Source organism: Brevundimonas nasdae (assembly GCF_016654005.1).
GTDB classification, from domain to species: Bacteria; Pseudomonadota; Alphaproteobacteria; order Caulobacterales; family Caulobacteraceae; genus Brevundimonas; species Brevundimonas nasdae.
In genome coordinates, this window is record NZ_JAEPWN010000016.1 from 1 (window position 1) to 19275 (window position 19275).

The window sequence follows — 19275 nt, forward strand, 5'->3', positions numbered from 1 at the left end:
CGACCCGATACGACAAGACCGCCGACAGCTTCCTCGGTTTCGTCCTCGTCGCTTCAATCCGCTTGTGGGTCAGGCACTTTGTCCACACCACCTAGATCAGGCGACAATTTCAGACGGTTGGTGCTGGCGTCCGAGGACGCCAGTTCGGTGAACCGGCAGGGTTTCTGAGGGACACCAGGACAGGCCTAAAATCTCAATCATCTTGGAAAAGGGAGCGCGGTCGGCGGTCCCTTTTTTCGTTTTTGCGACCCTCCAGGTAAGGCGGGGGCGTTTGACGATGAAATGATTGCCTGCGGCGCTAAGAGGGCGCGCGTGGGGAGCTGGTGCGAACGAGCAACGTCCTAGAGGCTTCCGGTTCCTTTCCCGGGTCCGCGTCGGCCATGACCTCTTGTCGGCCACACCCTCTGACTCACTGGCACATGGTGCTGTGAATTTTCGGGTCGGGATTGCGTTGCCCTGGCGGCTCCGCCGTCTCGGTCAAGCGCTGCTCACGACCCGTTGCCTTCGGCGGCCAGGCGTAGCGGAGAAGCGCGAAGCGCTTCGTCATCTTCATCCGGCCCGGCAGTGGATAGAGGCCGAGGGCCTCTACTGCGCCGGGCGCTCGGTCCCCTCACGAGTGAGGAAAGACCTCGCCGGATACGGAGGGCCACTCGCATGAAGAATGGCGAATGGCCCACTCGTGGGACATTCAAGAACGCATCGAAGAGATGCGGCACACATTACGCACACCTGCGGGGGGTTATCGCTTTGTTTTTGCAGACAAAAAAATCTACGAAAGGTGCCGCACTTCGGACCCCCGGCGTTATTTTCAATATTTACGCCGTTATTACAATGGGTTAAGGTGCCGCACTTCGGACCCCCAAAATAGCGGCCTCTGTCATGCCTTCTGCATTATCCCGGCTCCAAACACGAGTTCCACCAGCCGTCTTTGAGCGGGCCAAAGCCAAGGCGAAGGCCAACGGCAAAACCGTCTCCGACTATCTGGCCGACCTGGTTCGGGCCGACCTCGACGGACACCAGGACTACATGGTCAAGCTCATCGGCCACCGATTGATGATCGTGTCTGTCATGATGACGGCCATGCTGAAGTCGGAAGTCAGCGAAGAAGAATTCGTTCGGATCCGTGCGATTGCCTCACAGTTAGGCGCCGGGGCGTTCGGGCCTTTGCCGCCACGGCCTTTCGACCTACCGGAAGATCTGGCCGCCCTCGAAAGCATCAAGGCTCTTCACGAGGCCCTCAGCCACGTGTAGGAGGGGTTTGCCCCTTCCCATCTTGCTTCTGCACCAGCTCCACCTTGGAGACTGGTTTTGGCTCGCCCGAACAACACAACTTTCGCCGCATGGCTCCGTGGTGGACAGACCTTCGGTCACACCGTTGCGATGGTGCATGGTGTTTTCCTTTTCATCGGCAAATGGCTCCTTATCCCCGCCATCTGCTGCTATATCTGGCTGCAGTTCTGGGCCACCGATCTAGAACTTCAATACGGCTTCACAGTCCTTCAGGCGCGTCTCTTCGAATGGTTCGGATCACCCGCACCTGACGAGCTTTCTGTGCCGGTTCCGGGGAGCAATCGTGAAATCTATCACGTCTCCGATATCCCCCATCTCCCCTTCGTTCGTCCGCTGGCCGACGCTTATTTCTCCAAGTTCAAACTTGTCTTCGTCGTCTGGTTCTTTGCCGCCACCAGCCTGATCTCCTTGCAGGCCTTCCTCTTCACCACCTCGGGCAAGGCAAAGCTGAAGACCCGACAGGTCAAGGGGCAGGAAGTCGTGTCGGCTACCAAGCTGCTAAGCGAGGTCCGTGATTTCAATGCGGACGTGGCCAAGGAGAAGGGGCTTCCCCCGGCTAAGCCACTAAGCCTTGTCGGCCTCGACTATCCTCACGACGGAGAGTTCGAACATACGATGATCACCGGAGGCATCGGCTCCGGTAAGTCCGTCGCCATTAAACGTTATCTGGCTTCGCTTCGCGAACGCGGCGACCGGGCCATCATCTATGATCCCGAGGGCGAGTACATTCGCGACTTCTACGACCCCTCGATTGACGTCATCCTAAATCCCTTCGACGACAGATCGCCCAGTTGGTCGCCTTTCTTCGATGCGACGGAACAGGTCGAATGGGATCGTCTTGCGCACGGCATTTTCAAGGATCCGAAGAGCGGTGATCCCTACTGGACCCAAGTCGCTCGCGACCTTTTTTCGTGGACCAGTTACGCTCTTCAGAAACGCTGGCCGAACGCCACACTCCATGATGCCCTGAACCTATTCTTCGGCCCCTCGGACAACCTCAAGGCTATTCTAGGGGACACCCCCGCAGCGAAACACCTTGAGGGCGCTGGCCAGCGCACCTCCTCCCTAGAGTCGATGTTGACCCAGGGGACTACCCCGCTCGTCTATCTGCTCACTCAACGCGAGCCCTTCTCGATCAAGAAATGGATCAACTACCCCGAACGCCGACCGGGCTTCCTTTTCCTATCCGCGCCCGAGTCTCACATCGCCACTATGCGTCCCCTGCTGGGCTTCTGGTCGGACATCGCCATCAGTTCCATCCTGACCAGGATGGCGACAGGTGTTCCGCCTATTCCTACCCACATCATCCTTGACGAGTTCCCGACCCTTGGCCGGGTCGATTCACTTGCTGAGGGTCCGGCTCGTCTCCGCAAACACGGCGGCGCGATGCTCTTCGGGCTGCAACAGGTTTCGCAGCTCAAAGACATCTACGGCACCGAAAGAGCGCTCACCATCATCGGTCAATGCACCAATAAGCTTGTCCTTCGCGCGAACGATCCTGACACCGCAAAGACGATGAGCCTGATGCTTGGCGAGCGCGTCATGCACCGCGTCACGGAGGCTACCACCTACGGCGCCAATACCGTCCGCGACGGCGTCGGCATCACGCCTAAGGAAGAGAAGGAGCCCGTCTTCTCGCCAACTCAGATCATGAACTTCCCGGCCCTCCAGGGCGTCGTGAAGCTCAGCAACCGACGCCCTTCGCGACCCTTCCCAATCGCGACGGTGAAGTTCACGCCTCTGCCGCTTCCACCATTGGCTGAACCCTTCATCGCACTCACTGGCCCTAGCGTTGTGGACCGCTTCATGAACCGAAACGTCCGTCGCTCCGACGGTGCGCAAACGACGAGGGGAGCAGCTGCAGCAGCAACCCATGCCAAGGCGTTGAATGCTGGCGCTTCAGAGGTGGACTCCTCCGAGGGCTCCGCTGCGCAGACCTCTGGCGGTGGACGCCAGGCGTCATTGACATTGGTGGTGGACAACGACGGCAAGAACGTCGGCGCCAGTGGAAAGGGGGAGGGGGCTTCATCTCAGAACCTCGACAAGGCTCCGGATCCTGCATCAAAGGTCACCACCCTAGGGACGAAAGCCGATCAGGCCGAACAGGGTTCGGAGCTGTCAGTGTCGGAGGCCCTGGAGGCTCTTGTTGCGGAAAAGCGTGACGCTGAGGTCACCGCAGATGACGACCAGCCTAAGCAGGACCGGACGGGACGGGGGACCAAGGGCCTCGATCTCGATGACATGATCATCGACGGGCTCTGATCATGCTCAGCATCAGCAGCATCAAGTCCGCAGGCGGCGCCGCTAACTATTACGGCAAAGACGACTATTACGTCACCGGAGAGGCCGACAGCCCCGGACTTACGTGGGGTGGCAAGGGCTCCGAAACCGCGGGCCTTTCCGGGTTGTCCAGCCCGGAACAGTTTCGGTCTGTCCTCAATGGGAGCCACCCGGCTTTCAACGACGGTGAAGTTGGCAAGGTCAACGATCGCCACCGGCCCGGATGGGATCTCACTTTTAGCGCACCCAAGACCGTGTCTGTCATGGCCCTTGTCGGCGGCGATAGACGCTTGCTTGAGGCCCATCGCGAGGCTGTCAAAGATGCCATGGGGTACGTCGAAAAGGATTTCTCGATCACCCGCGTCCGCCAAGGCGATGGCACGGTCAAGGAGGTTCGGACTGGCAATCTCGTGTTCGCCACAACCGAACACCAAACCTCGCGTGCAGGCGACCCGCAGGTTCACTCTCACAACGTCGTGGCAAATCGGACCTACGACAGCGACACCAAGACCTGGCGCGCGCTCGAAACATCGCACCTCTACAAGAATTTCAAGACCCCTGGCCTTGTCTATCAGGCGTCATTGGCCAGCCGCGTCATGGCGCTGGGCTACGACGTTGTGAAGGATAGGGAGGGCACGTTCGAGATCGCGGGCGTCAACCGCGCTAAGGTTGAGGCTTTCTCCCAGCGGCATCTCGACATCGAGGCCAAGATTAAGACCGCGGAACGCGAAAAGGGTCGGCCTCTGACGCCCTCTGAGCGTGAAGTGATGGTGCTGAAGGACAGGCCCAAGAAACTCGATCATCCGCGCCAGGAGTTGGAGGCGCGCTGGCAAGAGACAGCCAAGCAAGTCGGGCTGGACCTCGGATCCATCGTCGGTAACGCCCAAGGCAAGTCGCAGGGACATGATCTGACGCCGCAAACCTCTGGCATCGCCTCCGACGAGGTTTCTGTCAGGGTTGCTCAGCAGCGCGCATCGGCTGGGTACTCGCCTTCAGGGGATGACCAATACTCCAATCCCAACAGCCAGGCACCTCAACGCAAAGGCGCAGCTCGTGCCTTCAGCTATGCCGTGCGCGTTTTCGAGCAGTCCAAAACCGTATTCTCGAAACATGAGGTCCTGGCCGAGGCTATTCGAATTGCTCCAGCGGGGATCACGGCCGGTCAGATTCTAGCCTCCCGTCATGCCCTGCAGGGCGATGGGCGTCTGCAAAAGGCGGACAAGACCGTTCTGGATGGCCTTACAACCAAAAATGCGCTCGCTCTCGAAAGACAGGTCATCTCGCGGATCGAGGCGACCAAGGGTCACGTTACCCCGTCGTTCACCGAGGCGACGGCCCCTGTTCAGATTGCTCGTGCCGAGAATGATCCGTCCGTAGGCATCAAGCTAGATGACAGCCAACGCTCGGCCGCCATCGCAGTGCTCACCAGCGCCGATCGCTATGTGGGCGTTCAGGGGTCGGCCGGCGTCGGCAAGACCACCATGTTCAAGGTGCTCAAGGTCGCCGCCAAGAACGACGAATTCATAGGGCTCGCCGCCCAGCACGACGCCGCCCAGGTGCTCTTCAAAGAAGCTGGCATCGAGAGCCGCACGATTGAATCGTTCCTCCTCAACGTCGAACGGACGGTTGCGCGTGGCGGCGTCGGTCTGGAGAAAATGAGGGCCTCGTACAGTTCAAAGACGCTGCTGGTCGATGAATCGTCCATGCAGAGCAATTCCCAGATGGACCGGCTGCAGCGTGCGGTCGAGGTCACGAATATCAAGCGCGCCATCTTTGTCGGCGACGAACGACAACTCGGGTCGCCTGAAGCGGGCGCGCCTTTCCGTCACGCCCTGGCCAACGGTCTTCAGCATACCGTCATGGACAATATTCGGCGCCAGAAGGATCCCGTTCTGCTGGACGCCGTGAAGCACCTTTCGAAGGGCAATGTGTCGCCGGCCGTTCGAGGCATTCAGCGGCACATCTCAGCGATCGGCCTCAATGTTGGTGACCGCGACTATGCAAAGGCCATTCATGCGGCCTGGTCCGCTGGTCGAGCCGAGGGCAAGGATCCGCGCATAATCGTCCCGACCAACGCATTGCGCGGGGCGGTGGCCGCCGAGGTGCGAAAGACCCTGATCGAGGAGGGCGTGCTGGGTGATGGCCAGCAGCATGACGCGCTCCGATCTGCACGAATGTCAGGAGCGGCTAAGCACCGCGCCGAAAACTACAGAGAAGGCCACATTCTCGTTTTCCATCGCGCCCATACGGCCAGCGGCGTCAAGCGCGACGCGCATGTGACCGTTGTCGGTCGTGATTTGCGAAACAACGTCCTGCTCCTTCAGGACAAGGCGGGGAAGGGGTTCAACGTCGACCTGGGCGCGATGGAGGCGTCACGTAATTCCTACTTTGAGCCCTATCTGAAGAAAGACCTGGAGGTCCGTCAGGGCGACCAGATGGTCTGGGATCGTCATAGCCAGTCCAAGGACAAGAAGACCGGCGCCGTTGAACGTGAGTTCAAGGTCGGCCAGCGCTTCACCGTTGAAGGGGTCCGTGACGACAAATGGACGATCCGCGATGAAGACGGAAAACAGCACGTTCTCCGCGCTGACGACCCGGCGCTGAAGTTTGTGAGCTACGGCTACGCCGAAACTGCAGACCGTTCCCAGGGCAAGACGTATCGGGACGTGATCGCCGCGCTGGGCTCAAACCACGGCGAGGCGGCTACGGCCAGCCGCCTCTATGTGCAGCTTTCCCGTACTGCCGAGGGGTTCCGCCTGATCACCGATGATGTTCAGCGTCTCACGATGCGGCTGAACAAGCAGGACGGCCTCAACCTGATCGCCAGTCGCGAGCTCTCGTCCGTTGTGCAGGCTATCGCCCAAGACCAGGCTGGCCAGCAGCCCGCGCTTGCAAAAGACGCCACGCTCTCGCCCGCGCCCGGTCAGCAATCGCCCAAAACGCCAGAGACGCCAGACTTGTCCAAGGACGGCGCACCGAAGCAACAGCCGGAGCGGTCGCTTGAGTTGGCGCCACAGAAAACACCTGAGCTCGCCCGGACCAAGGAGCCCGAGAAGGGCAACGACTACAGTTTGTAACCCCCCGACTATCAGCTCGCGGCTGACCTCTTTTATCAGTCGTATTCGCCTCGGCTTTCACCTGGACTGGTTCATTACATGACGACGACCCAAGCTATGCCTGACCATTTGATGAGTAAGATTGCATCAGTCGCGACCGATCTTGCGGCTGGAAGTAGCGTCACGAGCTCTCTGTTTGCGGGCACGTTTTTGTTCTTCCTGATCGAGCACCCCGAAGCGACCGCCGATTTCCTTGATCGCGGCGCGGAGGTGCTCAGCGACTACAATCTCGAATTGCCAGCGGACGGAGCGCTGTCATGATCGAGTGGCAGAGCAAGGCTGCGAGCCGTGCCCGTGCTTTCGGACCAGGCCCGACGCTCAGGGAGAGGTTGGCGCTGCGGCCAATCCACCTCGTGATCCTCGCAGCTCAGGCCGGTGCTTACGTGCTCGTTGGGGCCTTAATCGCCCGCACCGACGATCCGGCTGTCAGGGCCTATGTCGGTGTTCTCTTCGGCACCGTTTGGTTGCTGACCGTAATGGCGACCTGGGCCGGTCGAGCGATCCCATTCTTGTATCCGCGCCCTGTACTGCGGGTGGCGCTAATCGGCTTTCCCGTCTGCCTGGGCCTGTTGGGGCTACTGCAGATCAAACTCGGAAACCCGTTCTAACTGGAACAGTCCCGGTTTCGTATAATCATAATTAGAGGATATTTCCCTTGAACATCAAGGGGTTACCCTTCGGCAAGGCGTTTATGAATGACCTCGAGGACCTTCAGAATGAATAGCAGAGTACAAGTTAGTGACCATAATGGACTTCGGGCATCGGGGTTGGGCTTTGTTATCAGTTCAATGATGCTGGCTTTAGGCATTGCAGTGCATGTGCCGTCATTGACGATTATGGCTCTTACGGCTTGCGGGCTGACCTCTATGGTCTCGAAGAGGTTGCATGATCGGGTTTTGGGTTATTGGGCGAGCACCACTCTTTGGTTTGTCTGTTTTCTATTCGGTGCAATGTCCATAGCTGGTTTTCTTACCAAGAATCCCGCTACGGTTGAGCTGGCTTACCGGCTCGCGCTTGTCGTTCTAGTCAATCAGGTAATAACGGCCGCAGTTGTTGTGGTAATGTTTTTGCGCGTCAAGCGTATGGTCGCTACTCGCGACTACAGCGGGCCATGGCAATGAAGTCGCTTAATCGACCTCGTTTGACTGCATTCCTACGGGATCAAAGGACGCCAGCTGAAGTCGCGGCTATCATTCGCGAGCTTCAGGCCCTTGATCCAGTAACAGCCGCTCAGGAGGCGGACGTTCTTCTGCGAGCTTTACAGGATAGCGACCAGGGCGACACTGATCGTATGGCGGCGCAGCGCGCCCAGAAGCAAGCCTTCAGGGACTGGAAGGCACTGCGCGAGCCTGCAGGCCAGCCTATGGCGCCCGAGGCGCAACTAAGCGCCTGCGACGAATGGGCGGCCTCGCTTTTCGATGCTTGAGTTTCTTTCCAGGACCACTGTTTCAATGCCCGCAAATGACAATTGCGCCATGCCCGTTGTGCTGTTTGAAGCCCTGCAGGCCCGGCCTGACGCATTAGAAGCTTCCATCATCCGCCAATGGGCCAAGCGCGATCCGCTTGAGGCGGCAATGGCCGCGCACAGCCTGCACACTCGTCTCCGGTTCGGTGACGACGAGATGTGCAGCAGTGCGCCGCAGCGTCCCGAAGTCGACCACATCCTGTCGGTCTGGCGTGCGAAATACCCGCCCGCAGTCAGCCTCCCAGCATCGGAGCGATTGCTTGAGGTCATGTCTCGCTGGGCCGACCAGGAAATCACCCCGTCCCGTTCATCGCTCTCCAATCAATAGAAGGCCTACAAAAATGGAATTTAAGCCCCTCCCCCGTTTCGGCTCAAATGTCGCGCCGAGGCTCGCCGCAAAGGCCAAGGTCGCTACGCTCACCCTGCCTGAGCAGTTGCTGGAAAAGTGTGGTCTGGAAGCTGGTAAGGTCAGCGTCCTGACCGCCGTTGATGGCAGGCAGACCTATATTCGTATCGAGTCCACGAAAGACGGCGACTATCGGTTGGTGTCGCGTGGCAAGAGCCTGGTTCTCTCCTCACTGGAGTTGCGGCCGACGCGGCCGACGGCCGATCAGGAAAAAGGCGTCAACCTGGACGTCCATTCGACAGACGATGGACTGACGCTCCGCTTGCCTAGAGACTGGCAACTCCCCCAGGTCGCCTAAGATGTCGGATTCGACCCTCTTTGCCGATGCGCGGCGCCGGGTCGCGATCTCGCAGGTTCTCGGGGTCCAGCTCCTTCATCGTGAGGGAAAGGGACTCCGCGGCCCTTGCCCGATCTGCGCGGCCTCATTGGCGCGCTACAAGGCTGGCGAGAAATGGGCTGGCGCCTTCCAGGTCGAGAAGGATGACACGCGGTGGCGCTGTCATTCGTGCCATCCCAACAGCGGAGACGTGATCGACCTCGAACACGCTCTTCGCGGCAAGGAAGGCCAGACGGCAAGGGACGCCGCCATGCGCCTCCTCAACATGGATATTTCCGAGACGGACAGGAAGCCCGTTGACCTCGACAGGACTTTGAAGGCCAACGCCGCGTTGCAGGCTTTCAAAAACGAGCAAGCCGTCCGGCTGTGGCGGGACGCGACTGGCGCGGCCGGGACCTTGGCGGAGGTCTATCTACGGTTTCGGGGCTTCCGGGGCCTAGTCCTGCAGAACGCCCTTTCAGTGCTGCGTTTTCATCCGGCCGCCTATCACTCCGGTCGCGGCAAGGAAAAACGATATGCGCCGGCGCTGATCGGATTGATCATGACGCCCTGGGGCCCCACTGGGGGCGTAGCGGTCACCTACCTTGCGAAGGATGGTCAGGGTAAGTCCGACCTTGTTCCTCAAAAGAAGGTTTGGGGGCCAGAGCGCCGCGCGGATCCAAATGGTGTCTTGCGATATGGTGGCGTTTGGCTCGCTCCACCCAACGGCCCAGGTCAGCTGATTGTAGGCGAAGGCATCGAGACGGTTGGATCCGCCGCCATCATGTATGGCGCCCCTGCCCGACCCGTGGCCACCCTGGGGCTGAAGGCCTTGCAGGGCCTCTGGCTCGCTGACGATCTCGGACGGGTCGATTTCTCGGATCTTCGGCCGAACCCGGCGTACCCCGCGTTTGTCTGGCCGAGTCCGCCCGACAACCCGTGGGATGGCCCGATCATATGCCTCGACATGGACAACAACGAGATCCAGGTGAAAGCGCGAACGCATACGGGCTCAGATTTTACGCTGATGAAGCTGGACGGGAGATCCAGGGCCGCTATCTGCGCCATCCTATCGGCTGATGCTTGGTTGAGCGCCGGTTGCACGGGTTGCGCCTTTGCCATTCCGCCCTCTGGGATGGATTTGAACGACCAGCTGCAGGCTTCTTTCGCGGGCCTTAGCGACGGACGATTAAGGGTGGCGATGCTCGATCGGTTTCTTGATGAAGTCAGGCCCGTTCCTGTCGATCTGGACGCTTAAGAAGCTTGCTCAAGCCCGCTGTAACGATGCGTGGCGTAAAAATGCGCCCAATGTGCGCTTAAGGATTCAGTCTGGTATCGCTCCACTAGCGCGTGTGGTGGATGATCATCTACGGTCATGACCGATCATCGGTATTTCGCATTGGAGAACTAGATTTGGATAGTGTCTTTCCCGCTTGGTGGGCTGCTCTATTGATGTTGGCCGTGGTGGTGGCCGGGGCCAACTTTGTCGTTGGCATTATGACCCCTCCGCCTACTCCTGCTGGACTTGAAAGACTAAACTCTTTCGATGATCCAATCGGTATTTATTTGAATACAGAGACTGGTTGCGAATGGAGCGGTCGGAGTATCGGCTCACTGTCTCAGCATTTGGATGCAAACGGCAAGCCGGTCTGCCGTTCGAAGCAATAGGAGTACCTGATGCCCCGTTCCAGAACAGAAATCCCATCTCAGGCCCAGGTCGATCCGGTCGATATTCAGATCGGCAATCGGGTCCGCGCACGTCGTGAGGCACTAAGGATAACCCAGGCGCAACTCGCCAACGGCGTTGGCGTCACTTTCCAGCAGGTTCAGAAATACGAGCGCGGCAACAACCGTATCTCGTCGGCTCGCCTGCTTCGCATTGCGGCCTTCCTGAAAACTACCGGCGCAGACCTCCTGGGCGAACTGGAGCACGCTACGGGCCCTTCGGCCATGATCGCGCAGCCTGGGGCTGCTAGGTTATTAGCCGGTTACAGTGTCCTCTCGAGAGATAAGCAGGCGGCGCTACTAACCCTCGTCGAGGGGATGGCCGCATGAGCCGTGAACGTCCAGTCGCGCGAACGAGAACGTTCAGGGCTATCGTGTTTAGGATTATAGGACAAAAATGTTCGGAATAATTATATTCTTCGGGATGGTATTCTCTACCGTTGTCGGTTGGGACTGGATCATGTGGCTTAAGGATAACCGACCGCCTTATTTCGAGGCTGTTCGTTGTCTTGCTATGGGCTGGGCGATTTACGCCGGTCCCCGCGCAATGATTGACTTGGGGCTTATTCCGGGTTTGCCTGAACTGCGTAGCAACACCGACGCGGCCGTTGCTGACCAGATCAGATTCGGCAACTTAGATAAGCTCACGGCTGACATGATTCAGTATGGCGCACCTGTGATAGCAGCGCTCATGGTTGTTCTTGCAGTGATATTTGTCATCCAGGGTATGAACGAACAACGAGGTTAGGAGGCGGGGGCTGGATATAGCCCATCAACCCCGGATCGCCGCAGTCGGATGTTTGAACGCCAGAAGAGGCATCAACCCCGTTTGTTGAGTAGCCCAAAAAGGGCCCGCGCATTTAAGCGCGAGCCCTTCCAGTGGAGGATGTCGTGTTACCGCCTGATTGACGGCACGCGACCTTAGCAAAGGGATCGGGCACAGCAACAGTGACGACGTTGACAATCAGATCGCAGTTGCCGGCAGAGGCGCTCTACGGGCTGTTAAGAGAGGAACGGAGAGCCGAGATTGGCGGCTATGTCTTCGGCCTAGATCCGGACAACCTGTTATGGATCACAAGTCCCTACGGAATCGACGTGGCGTTCTTGGACTTCACTATCGAGAACTGCGGGCGCTGGATCGAGGCTATCGGCAACGAGGCCGAAGAGCGCGAAGGGGGCGCCGTCGCATGACGGTCCGTTTCGCTTGGGGTGAACACCCAGTTAGGCCCTTGCTATCGGTGTTTCCGAAAGGCGGGTTGTATAGGCTGGGCTTTTCATTTCGGCTTTGAGTGCCCAGCGCCGCGATAGGCCGCCCCTTGCTGGTGAAACTGATCCGCGTCCGAACCGACGGTTCACGTCGTCGATCGCCACCATCAATGCTTCGCGGCGCGGGTCCGGCCGGTCGAATAACGTCCCAGATACATCGGCGGCCGGCACGAGGTCATTGAGCAGAATTCCCGCTTTGGCGTAGCGATAGCCAGGCGCCCACAGCCTGCGCGTCGCCTCTCCTGAAGCACGCACTAGTTCAAGCGTGTCCGCCGTCGGCGCCACGGTTCGCGCGATCCCTGACACGGATCGCGCCGGGCCATCTGAAAACCGGCTCGTGTGCATGAAGACCTGCACATGGGTCGTCTGCACGCCGTGCATTCTCAGCTTCTCCCCGGCTCGGGCGGCATAGAAGGCCGTCGCCTGCAGCATTTCATCCAGGGTCGTGATTGGCTTGCCGAATGAACGCGTCACAGCGATCCCTTTTCGCGTCGGCGGCTCCAACTCCAGGTCTGAGCAATGAACGGCGTTCAGCTCGCGCACCAGGCGCTCGCCAGTCAGGCTCAGAACAGCTCGGGCATGGCGAGGGTCCATGTCCCTCAGGTCTGCGGCAGTCGTCAGGCCCAACTTCTTCAGCTTGGTCGTTGACGCTCGGCCGACGCCCCAGACATCCTCGATCGGCAGCAGCCGAAGATAGCGATTGCGGGCCGCCGCCGTGGTCAGGTCGCAGATGCCCTCGAGTTCGGCGCGCTTCTTGGCGAGGTGATTTGCGGCCTTGGCCAGCACTCGCGTCGGGCCCAGCCCAATCCGCGTCGGTATGCCCGTCCAGCGCAGCACACGTGCCTTCATCTCCTTCGAAAGGACGACCGGGTCGGCGACCGACGAAAAATCAAGAAAGGACTCGTCTATCGAATACACCTCAACCTCGTCGGAGAACTGGCGATAAATCTCGTTCACTCTGCGGCTCATGTCGCCATAGAGGACGTAGTTCGAAGATCGGGCCTCGACGCCCTGGGCGGAGCACTGGTCTCTGATCTGGAACCACGGGTCTCCCATCTTCAGTCCGAGCGCTTTGGCTTCGGGCGTCAGGGCTACCGCGCAGCCATCATTGTTCGAAAGGACGATCACTGGTCGCCCTTCAAGGCGTGGATCGAATACCCGTTCACAGCTGCAATAGAAGCTGTTGCCGTCTGACAGGGCATAGACCTTCATCGTGACAACGGGCGGTGCGGGGTCAATGACCAGGTCACCACCCCCCAGATGCTTGCCTCCGAGGTCTCGTCCAATTCGAGTGGCACCATCGCAGGATTGGCGAATTCTAGGGCGAGCCCTCGGCCTCGCTTCACCACGCGTTTGACGCTTGGTTGGCCGTCAATGATCGCTACGACCGCATCCTTATCTCTCGGCTTCAGGCTGCGGTCGACCACGATGTAATCGCCATCCAGGATGCCGGCGGAAATCATGCTTTCGCCGGCCACACGCCACATGAAGGTGCTGATCGGGTTCGTAACGATCAACGAAGCAGGGTCCAGCGCTTCTTCCACATAGTCGTCTGCAGGCGACGGGAACCCCGCACAAACGTGGGCGCCCATCAACGGGATCAGGGGTGCAGCAGGGGCGCTCATTCTTCAGCTCCGTTCCGCGTCCATCAGGGGCGGCGCTCTACGGCGTCCAAACACGGAGTTCAAGCGGTTTGTTCCGCGTTTGTTCTGGCTGGCAGATCTGATCGTCTCGCTGGCCTCGAATGGGTGCGCGCAATGATTATGGCCGTTTGCGCAATAGTTTCGCACCATTCCGCAACTCAAATGGCACCGGGCGCCGTCCTCCAGGCAGAGAAAGGTTCAAGGGGACGCCTGCGGCGCAGTGCAGGGGCCCTTCCCGCCTTCGCCTGCGGCTGCAGCCAGGCCCCCTTCCCTTCACTGCCCTTGAGCCTTCCTCTCGGTAGGTTTTTTCTCGCCGCCACCGCTCAGGGAGCGGTTGGCCTGCTCCTATTTAGGATCAGGGGGCGGTGCTCTTATTCAGGCTTCACCGTTGCATTTCATGTGTGTTCTTGTTAGGTTCTGGTCTTATCCAAGTGGCTTGAGCCGCGCGGTGATTTGGAAGTACCGAACATGAGCCTGCTCGCGGACGTGCAGCACATTGACGCCAACGCGGCGTATCATCCTTCTTTTGCGGGCATTGAGACTCGCGATCGCATTCGCGTTCGGATGCGTGACGGCCTGGTCCATGACGGCGCTTATATGAGCGTCGCCGGCATGGCCTTTCTTCTCACTCGTGTGCCCGGCGATCTCCTGGACACCACGATTGGTCCACTGACTGCGGACCTGGTGGATTCAGTCGAGGTCATCAAAACATGGGCCTCGATATCATCCGAACGGCACCACCATTCCAGGGGCGAGAGATTTCCTGGCGCTGAGCCAATAACAGCTCTGGATTTTGAATACCGGCTGCAGCGGTTGGCCCGCGCGATAGGCTCCGAGGTGAACATCGAGCGCAAGGCGCAGCTCGTGCGGCAGTTCGATGATCTTGCAGACCGCATCTCTCTGGCCAGCGGCAAAAGGGCATGGGTCAGGGCTGAAGGCCGCTGGTCGCTAACTTCCAATGCTCCGCCTTCCTTGAAGGATCTGTGGCAAGCCGACGTGGCGTCGCCGTCGTTTATGGCTCGCCCCCGTCCCCAGGACTTCGACCCCGATCCGGCTGTTAGGCGGCGTCGTACCATTGTCCCCGCCAAGGTGATCGCAGATCCGCACTCGATCCCTAATGTCTATCGGGCGCTGCGCCGGGCCGGGCTGAAGGCGCGGATTGCGCTTGCGGGCGACCCTGTATGGCGACGGGCAGAGATCCAGGTCGATCTACGTGATGGGCGCAAAGGGCGGTTCTATGCTTCAGCCAAGCCAGCAGGCGACAGGACGCTATGGCGGCTGGCTTGGGGCGGCAACGAAGGCGCCACTGCCACCCGACAGCGAATATCGGCCCAGCGGCTTCCCGAATACCGAACTCTTGTTGCGCTGATCCCAACTGGTGCGCTGGCCAGCTAGCGCCACTCTGAACCCATCGTTTTCACAGCGCCAAGTGGCCTTTGCCGCGCGGCCTTCGGAAGGACCGAACAGAATGACCAATGCCTTGAGCCCCCATCCCCGACGCTCCGTCTGGATCGGCTATTGCGTCGACGCTGGCTGGAGCTCTGACGAAATCGCAGAGGTTTTCGACCTGGGGGCCGGAACTGCGGAAGCGGAAGACGAAGACGCCGGGGCGGATGACGAGGACGACGTAACTGTTCTCGAACTGCACTGACGGTTAGTCGTAATGCTTACTTCCCGCTCTCAGCGCTGGCGCGAACGACGCACCCGTTTCGTTCAAGCTAGTTCGACTATTCGTGTTTCGGATTACGCCGTTGATTTGATCGACTGCGACCGTCAGGCGAGGCCTTTTGTGGAGGCTCATCATTACTCTAGCAGCTTTCCGGCCTCGCGCTTGTCGGTCGGCTTGTTCGACCAGACCGGCCGGAAGGCTCGTCTTGTAGGTGTTGCCACCTACTCCGTTCCAATGAACAACAAGGTTGTCCCCGTCCATACAGGCGTTGACGCAAACGCCGGGGCCGAGCTGGGGCGCTTTGTGCTTTTGGACGACGTGGCAGGGAACGGCGAAACCTTTTTCCTATCGCGTGCCAATAGGCTTCTCCGGCAGACCAAGCCCGAGATTATTAGCGTTGTATCATACGCTGATCCCATCGAGCGCCGTGACGCTTCTGGCCAGGTCATCAAGCCGGGTCACATAGGGCGGGTCTATCAGGCAATGTCCGCGCAATATCGAGGGCGCGCAGGTCCGCGCACCCACCACGTATTGCCTTCCGGGCAGATATTTTCCGGGCGGGCGGCGTCGAAGATCCAGAACCGAGAGCAGGGTTACCGATACGCTGTCGACCAACTTGTTCGGGCGGGCGCACCAGCGCCCCCCTCGGCCGACGACTTGCGAGAGTGGTACGCGGGCCTGATTGCCAGTGGCTTCCTCGGACGCCGCAGGCACCCGGGCAACCACGTCTATGTTTTTCCTTTGACGCACGCTGCGCGTCTGGCTGGACGGGCAAAGACCGTTCGCGCCTATCCGGCGGATATTCACTGATGGGTCAGTTTTCTACAATCGAATGGTGCGACCACACGTTCAATCCGTGGATGGGATGCACAAAGGTCAGTCCGGCTTGCGATCACTGCTATGCAGAACAGCGGATGGACCATCGGCTTAAGCGGGTCAGCTGGGGCCCCGGCGCGGCCCGTGTTCGCACAAGCGACAATAACTGGAAAGACCCGCTCAAATGGGACCGAGCCGCAGCCCAGGACGACAACCGTCCGTTCGTGTTCTGCGCTTCCCTGGCCGATGTTTTCGACAACGAGGTTGACCCAGCTTGGCGTAAGGATCTCTTCGACCTGATCGAGGCGACGCCGAATCTGGTGTGGCTGCTGCTCACGAAGCGGATTGGCAACGTCCTCAAGATGACCGATCCCGCACGAGGTGGGCACGCCCTACCTCGCAACGTCGCTATCGGCGCGACAATGGCGAACCAGGCTGAATACGACCGCGACCGGCTCAAGCTTGTGGCCGTGGCCGCCCAGCGATCACCGCCTTTCACGTTTGCCAGTTTCGAGCCGTTGCTTGGCCCTGTGGTCCTCGATCGGAACGCCCCTGACTGGATTATAGTCGGCGGCGAAAGCGGGCCGAATGCGAGGCGGATGGATCCCGCCTGGCCGCGCTCGATGCGCGGCCAGTGCCTAGACCTTGGACGCGTGTTCAACTTCAAGCAGAACGGCGGCCGGGGTGCTGACAAAGGCGGCGCTGAGCTGGATGGCCAGACTTACTTCGACAGGCCGAAGATCTCAAAGGTGGCGCAATGACGCCCGGATCCGACCTGGTGCTCGCTGCGCCCCTCGAACTGATCGAGGGCCACCGTAACGAAAGCCTGCGCCTCTTCGGCGAGGCATTCGACATGATCGAGCTTGCCCTTGAACACATGGCAAAGGCAGCGCCTTCACAGCCCACCCCCTATTTTCGGGACACTGGCCAGCGCCTTTCTGAACGAGGGCCGCAGGGCCGGGCGCGATTCCTGAAGGAGACGCGGCAGGACCTCGATCGGGCGGCATGGCGTCATCTTCTGTCTGTCAGCGGCATGGAGCGGCTCATGGACCAGACGGCCAAGAAGCAGTTTGAGGCCCAGCTCCGGGACGATCCCCCAGAAGTTTCGGCTGACACATGCCGCGCTACGATGGAGGGGCTCTTCGCGGATGCGCCCACCATCTTCAAGCGCGGGATCGCTGAATCCTTTTCAAGTCTCGACCGCAGGTTCAAGTCTCACGATGGCTTTAAGATTGGTTCGCGGATCGTGCTCACGCGCGCATTCAACGAACACGGCTCCTGGGCCAACGGATATGGAGCTGAGGCACAGTTCCGGGACGTCGAGCGGACCTTTTACGTGCTCGATAAGAAACAACATCCTGATCGCGGCGACGGGATCTTGGGTGTGATCGACGCCGCTCGGCCGAGAAGCTTGCACGCCAGCGCTTTCGCGGCCGAGGACGATTATTTTCGGGTGCGCGTCTTCAAAAACGGGAACCTTCATGTGTGGTTCAAGCGGGATGACCTCTTACTGAAGGTCAACGAGCTCCTGGCCGACTACTACGGCGCCGTGCTCGCTGATAGCCGTCAGAAGAAAGCAGCCGCACCAGAGCAGCGCGCTCCCGCACGCCATTTCAGCTACTTCCCGACACCCGATGCCCCCGCGGCCGAGGTCATGGATGCGGCTATGATCAAAGACGGCATGAGCGTGCTCGAGCCCAGCGCTGGGTGCGGTAATCTCGCCCGCCGCGCCATCGACGCCGGCGCGCAGGTGACGGTCGTGGAGCTCGATCAACAACACATCGGGAAGCTGCAGGATCTCGCCGGCGTCGTTCGGGTGATCCATGATGATTTCCTCGCTCAGGATCCGGCAGTGATCGGGCGGTTCGACCGCGTCATCATGAACCCACCATTCTGCGACGGCCGAGACGTTGACCACGTTAGGCACGCCCTGCGTTTTGTCGCACCAGGTGGGCGCCTCGTGGCCATCATGTCAGCCGGGATCGTCTTCAAGGAAGACGCTGACTATGTCGAGTTGCGCTCGTTGATCGAGGCATCGGGTGGACGGATCCGTGATCTACCCGCTCGATCGTTCGCGAGCGTCGGCACGAACATCAACACCTGCATCGTAACAATTCCAGTGAGAGGTTCATGATGCCCCTGTCAGACGAAGCCAAAAAGGGAATACCCGTTGGCATGGTCGTGGCTGCAGCTCAGATTGTTGATCATGACGACACCCTGGCTGCAGAGGTGCTCGAAGAAGCAGGGCTTACGACAGCAGCCGAGATGAGAGCGGCGGGTTGCGATCCTTATGACATCGAGAAGCTGCGGCCACTCCTGAAGGACATTGCCCGCAGGGCATCTCTTCGCCAGAAGTCCTGACGAAGCGATTTCATTGATAGGGTCAGCATCTATGGCGGATATTCAACCCGACAGTTCTGCAGAGGAACTCGCGCTGCAGGGCGCCTGCAGTCGGCTGTGGGGCGAACATTGGGCTATCCCCCTGTCCGATTTAACTGGGATCGCGCCCAGGACATGCAAACGGGTGCGGGCGAGCATTCTTGCTGGCATCCCAGATCCGCGAGCCATTGGGCTTCTGGCTGCACTTCGGCAAAGCCTTGAAGAGATTCAAGCCGGGGTATCTGTGGGCACCGGGCCAAGGCCCGCAGGAGACTAGGAATGGTTCAAGGGGACGCCTGCGGCGCAGTGCAGGGGCCCTTCCCGCCTTCGCCTGCGGCTGCAGCCAGGCCCCCTTCCCTTCACTGCCCTTGAGCCTTCCTCTCGGTAGGTTTTTTCTCGCCGCCACCGCTCAGGGAGCGGTTGGCCTGCTCTTATTCAGAATCGGTTTTGTTTCAGTTCCGTTCAGCGATGCTGAGTGCGGGGCCGTCCGCGCGATAGATCAGGACTACGTCGGGGTCGGTTCGCGTGCAGGCGAACCAGAGGGGGCCTTCATCGGGTTCGATGCAATCCGTCGCATCAGCAATGGTTGGGCCCGCGAAGTCGGCGTTCCAGCCTTTAGAGCCCTCGTAGGGTCGAAGATGGTAGCTGTCGGTGCCTTCAGGGATAGGGCCAGCAGCTCGCCATGCTCCGTCGATCCATTCCACTCGCACGTCACCCAGGACCGTGAGCGATGAGGCGCTAAACGTCTCACCGTCTGCTGCAGCTTCGGGGCGTTCCCACTGTTCATCAGGCTTGGAAAGCCATTCCGCCCAGGACTGCAGTCGGCAATCACAGGGCACCACCTCGTCGGAATATCTGTCGATGTAGTACAGAGTTTCGGTCATCGCGCCCTCGGTTTGTCGCT

General features: G+C 59.8%; 21 protein-coding genes and 1 pseudogene. 19 read left to right on the forward strand and 3 right to left on the reverse strand.

From position 1 onward, the window contains the following. From JKF87_RS17145 to JKF87_RS17205, 13 genes and pseudogenes are all read left to right on the forward strand, one after another. A pseudogene (locus JKF87_RS17145) lies at positions 1-95 on the forward strand (IS5/IS1182 family transposase); the annotation flags it as partial. A gap of 784 nt (positions 96-879) precedes the next feature. Continuing rightward, positions 880-1251 carry a hypothetical protein gene (locus JKF87_RS17150; RefSeq protein ID WP_201101099.1) on the forward strand — a complete coding sequence of 124 codons (372 nt, stop codon included), beginning with the start codon at positions 880-882 and terminating at the stop codon, positions 1249-1251. A gap of 57 nt (positions 1252-1308) precedes the next feature. Continuing rightward, complete coding sequence (locus tag JKF87_RS17155; RefSeq protein ID WP_201101100.1) at positions 1309-3552, forward strand: type IV secretion system DNA-binding domain-containing protein; 2244 nt, start codon at positions 1309-1311, stop codon at positions 3550-3552. Between the two features lie 2 nt (positions 3553-3554). Next, positions 3555-6647 (forward strand): MobF family relaxase, encoded by a 3093-nt coding sequence (mobF, locus tag JKF87_RS17160; protein ID WP_201101101.1) that lies wholly within the window; start codon positions 3555-3557, stop codon positions 6645-6647. A 78-nt stretch (positions 6648-6725) separates the two neighbouring features. Continuing rightward, positions 6726-6947, forward strand: coding sequence for a hypothetical protein (locus JKF87_RS17165; protein WP_201101102.1), 222 nt, complete (start codon positions 6726-6728; stop codon positions 6945-6947). Further along, a complete protein-coding gene (locus JKF87_RS17170; RefSeq protein WP_201101103.1) occupies positions 6944-7294 on the forward strand; it encodes a hypothetical protein in 351 nt (116 codons plus the stop codon). The genes JKF87_RS17165 and JKF87_RS17170 overlap by 4 nt, the downstream gene beginning before the upstream one ends. A 108-nt stretch (positions 7295-7402) precedes the next feature. Continuing rightward, positions 7403-7807 carry a hypothetical protein gene (locus JKF87_RS17175; protein WP_201101104.1) on the forward strand — a complete coding sequence of 135 codons (405 nt, stop codon included), beginning with the start codon at positions 7403-7405 and terminating at the stop codon, positions 7805-7807. A 354-nt stretch (positions 7808-8161) separates the two neighbouring features. After that, positions 8162-8479: a hypothetical protein gene (locus JKF87_RS17180; protein WP_201101105.1), complete on the forward strand. Its 318-nt coding sequence runs from the start codon at positions 8162-8164 to the stop codon at positions 8477-8479. Positions 8480-8492: 13 nt separating this feature from the next. Then, on the forward strand, positions 8493-8855 hold the full coding sequence (locus JKF87_RS17185) for a hypothetical protein (RefSeq protein ID WP_201101106.1): 363 nt from the start codon (positions 8493-8495) through the stop codon (positions 8853-8855). 1 nt (position 8856) lies between these two features. Beyond that, complete coding sequence (locus JKF87_RS17190) at positions 8857-10131, forward strand: DUF7146 domain-containing protein (protein ID WP_201101107.1); 1275 nt, start codon at positions 8857-8859, stop codon at positions 10129-10131. A 419-nt stretch (positions 10132-10550) separates the two neighbouring features. Continuing rightward, on the forward strand, positions 10551-10928 hold the full coding sequence (locus JKF87_RS17195; protein ID WP_201101108.1) for a helix-turn-helix domain-containing protein: 378 nt from the start codon (positions 10551-10553) through the stop codon (positions 10926-10928). A gap of 67 nt (positions 10929-10995) precedes the next feature. Continuing rightward, positions 10996-11346, forward strand: a complete 351-nt coding sequence (locus JKF87_RS17200; RefSeq protein ID WP_201101109.1) for a hypothetical protein — start codon at positions 10996-10998, stop codon at positions 11344-11346. 200 nt (positions 11347-11546) lie between these two features. Beyond that, a complete protein-coding gene (locus JKF87_RS17205) occupies positions 11547-11789 on the forward strand; it encodes a hypothetical protein (RefSeq protein ID WP_201101110.1) in 243 nt (80 codons plus the stop codon). 30 nt (positions 11790-11819) lie between these two features. On the opposite strand, the gene JKF87_RS17210 is transcribed toward JKF87_RS17205, so the two are convergent. Then, positions 11820-13076 (reverse strand): Y-family DNA polymerase, encoded by a 1257-nt coding sequence (locus JKF87_RS17210; RefSeq protein ID WP_201101111.1) that lies wholly within the window; start codon positions 13074-13076, stop codon positions 11820-11822. Further along, positions 13073-13489, reverse strand: coding sequence for a LexA family protein (locus JKF87_RS17215; protein WP_201101112.1), 417 nt, complete (start codon positions 13487-13489; stop codon positions 13073-13075). Before JKF87_RS17215 ends, JKF87_RS17210 begins: the two co-directional genes overlap by 4 nt. Positions 13490-13975: 486 nt before the next feature. Between JKF87_RS17215 and JKF87_RS17220 the strand changes: the two genes are divergently transcribed. The 6 genes from JKF87_RS17220 to JKF87_RS17245 all read left to right on the forward strand — a co-directional run bounded on the left by JKF87_RS17220 (position 13976) and on the right by JKF87_RS17245 (position 18353). Beyond that, a complete protein-coding gene (locus tag JKF87_RS17220) occupies positions 13976-14902 on the forward strand; it encodes a hypothetical protein (protein ID WP_201101113.1) in 927 nt (308 codons plus the stop codon). A 73-nt stretch (positions 14903-14975) separates the two neighbouring features. Next, a complete protein-coding gene (locus JKF87_RS17225; protein ID WP_201101114.1) occupies positions 14976-15158 on the forward strand; it encodes a hypothetical protein in 183 nt (60 codons plus the stop codon). 12 nt (positions 15159-15170) lie between these two features. Then, positions 15171-15986 carry a Mom family adenine methylcarbamoylation protein gene (locus JKF87_RS17230; RefSeq protein ID WP_201101115.1) on the forward strand — a complete coding sequence of 272 codons (816 nt, stop codon included), beginning with the start codon at positions 15171-15173 and terminating at the stop codon, positions 15984-15986. Further along, on the forward strand, positions 15986-16753 hold the full coding sequence (locus JKF87_RS17235) for a phage Gp37/Gp68 family protein (RefSeq protein ID WP_201101116.1): 768 nt from the start codon (positions 15986-15988) through the stop codon (positions 16751-16753). The genes JKF87_RS17230 and JKF87_RS17235 overlap by 1 nt, the downstream gene beginning before the upstream one ends. Then, on the forward strand, positions 16750-18126 hold the full coding sequence (locus JKF87_RS17240; protein WP_201101117.1) for a DUF4942 domain-containing protein: 1377 nt from the start codon (positions 16750-16752) through the stop codon (positions 18124-18126). Before JKF87_RS17235 ends, JKF87_RS17240 begins: the two co-directional genes overlap by 4 nt. Continuing rightward, the gene (locus JKF87_RS17245) at positions 18123-18353 is read left to right on the forward strand and encodes a hypothetical protein (RefSeq protein WP_201101118.1); all 231 of its coding nucleotides are present in this window, start codon (positions 18123-18125) and stop codon (positions 18351-18353) included. Before JKF87_RS17240 ends, JKF87_RS17245 begins: the two co-directional genes overlap by 4 nt. Positions 18354-18823: 470 nt before the next feature. Here JKF87_RS17245 and JKF87_RS17250 read toward each other — a convergent pair whose 3' ends face one another. Beyond that, the gene (locus JKF87_RS17250) at positions 18824-19255 is read right to left on the reverse strand and encodes a hypothetical protein (RefSeq protein WP_201101119.1); all 432 of its coding nucleotides are present in this window, start codon (positions 19253-19255) and stop codon (positions 18824-18826) included. Positions 19256-19275 lie beyond the last annotated feature (20 nt).